The following is a 1,870-nucleotide window of genomic DNA, read 5'->3' on the forward strand; positions in this document are numbered from 1 at the left end:
CGTCCGGGCTCGACATGACGCTGGAGGAGTGCGCGGCGGGCGCCACCCGTGAGCTGACCGTCGACACCGCGATCCTGTGCGACCGCTGCCACGGCGGCGGCGCTTCCGGCGACTCCAAGCCGATCCGCTGCGACACGTGCGACGGCCGCGGCGAGGTCCAGTCGGTGCAGCGCTCGTTCCTCGGCCAGGTCGTGACGTCGCGTCCGTGCCCGGTGTGCCGCGGCTTCGGCGAGATCATTCCCGACCCCTGCCAGCAGTGCAACGGCGACGGCCGCGTCCGTTCGCGCCGCACCATCTCCGTGAACATCCCCGCCGGCGTCGCCGAGGGCATGCGCGTGCGCCTCGCGGGCCAGGGCGAGGTGGGCCCCGGTGGCGGCCCGGCGGGCGACCTCTACGTCGAGGTCGAGGAACACCCGCACGAGATCTTCGAACGCGACGGTGCCGACCTGCACTGCGTTGTGCAGATCCCGATGACCACCGCCGCGCTCGGCGCCACTCTGCCGTTGAAGACGTTGGACGGCGAGGAAGAACTGCAGATCGACCCCGGCACGCAGCCCAACACGCAGCTGGTGCTCACCGGCCGCGGCATGCCGAAGCTGCGCTCCACCGGCCGCGTCGACGGCCGCGGCGACCTGCACGTGCACCTCGAGGTCGTCGTGCCGACGAAGCTCGACGCGGCGCAGGCGTCGTTGTTGCGCGACCTGGCTGAAATGCGCGGTGAGACCGAGCCCTCGTTGTCCCACAACGGCAAGGGCGGCGGCGGACTGTTCTCCCGCCTGCGCGCCTCGCGCGGACACCGGTGACCCTGCCGGTCTTCCTCGTCGAGGCATTGCCCTCCGGCGAGGACTTCCTGCTGGACGGCCCGGAAGGCCGGCACGCCGCCACCGTGAAGCGGTTGCGCGTGGGCGAGGAGCTCGTGCTGTCCGACGGCTCCGGCACCCAGGTGCGCTGTTCCGTGGTGGCGGTCGATCGCGATGCCCTGTCGCTGCGTGTTCTCGAGCGCTGGGCGGAGCCCGAACCGGCGCCACGCGTGGTGCTCGCCCAGGCACTCGTGAAGGGCGACCGCGGCGAGCTCGCCGTCGAACTGGCCACCGAGGCCGGCGTGGACGGCGTGGTGCCGTGGCGCGCGGCCCGCTGCGTGGCGAAGTGGGAGGACGGTCCGCGCGGCGCGAAAGCCCTGGGGCGCTGGCGATCCACGGTTCGTGAGGCGGCGAAGCAAGCCCGCCGCGCACGGGTGCCGTTCGTCGACGAACCCGTCTCGACGACGCAGCTCGCTCAGCGCGTGTCGTCGTCGGCACTGACCCTCGTGTTGCATGAGAGCGCCACCGATCGACTTGCCGATGTCGAGTTCCCGGCTGCCGGTGACGTGCTGCTCGTGGTCGGTCCAGAAGGCGGGATCTCGCCCGAGGAACTGGACGTTCTGCGATCTTCGGGGGCCCGGATCGTCCGATTGGGGCCAACCGTTCTGCGTGCATCTACCGCTGCCGCGGTTGCTCTCGGCGCCATCGGGGTACTCACCTCCCGCTGGTGACCCCGGTCACTCGGAAGGTGAACATCGGATGGATTGGCTTGACGCAAGTTGTAGCGAATCCCAGGCCCGTGGGGTTACCCTAGTCGGCAGAGGGGTTGATTGGTCTATCCGGAAACGGAGTAGACGATTAGGCCCTTCTGACTAAAGGACTCGCCGGACACCTCCCCCCTCGGTCCGGCGTCGGCGCCTCGCGGCGAAGGCCGACCCCCAGGCTTCGGACCGCGAGCGCCCTTTTGGTTTGGGCTGGGCTGCTCGGCGCTGGCGCGCCTTCGCCGCTTGCACCGAAAGGTGTTTTTTGGGGGCCGAGCCCCCAAACCCCAGCCGGCGGGCTCCGCCCCC

General features: G+C 70.7%; 2 protein-coding genes. Both read left to right on the forward strand.

The features are described from left to right. A partial coding sequence (locus FXN61_RS49170; protein ID WP_167980602.1) for a DnaJ C-terminal domain-containing protein occupies window positions 1–803 on the forward strand: 803 nt, incomplete at its 5' end. Further along, window positions 800–1,531, forward strand: a complete 732-nt coding sequence (locus FXN61_RS49175; protein ID WP_167980603.1) for a 16S rRNA (uracil(1498)-N(3))-methyltransferase — start codon at window positions 800–802, stop codon at window positions 1,529–1,531. The genes FXN61_RS49170 and FXN61_RS49175, both read left to right, overlap by 4 nt. Window positions 1,532–1,870 lie beyond the last annotated feature (339 nt).

Source organism: Lentzea indica (genome assembly GCF_012184385.1).
Classification (GTDB): Bacteria; Actinomycetota; Actinomycetes; order Mycobacteriales; family Pseudonocardiaceae; genus Lentzea; species Lentzea indica.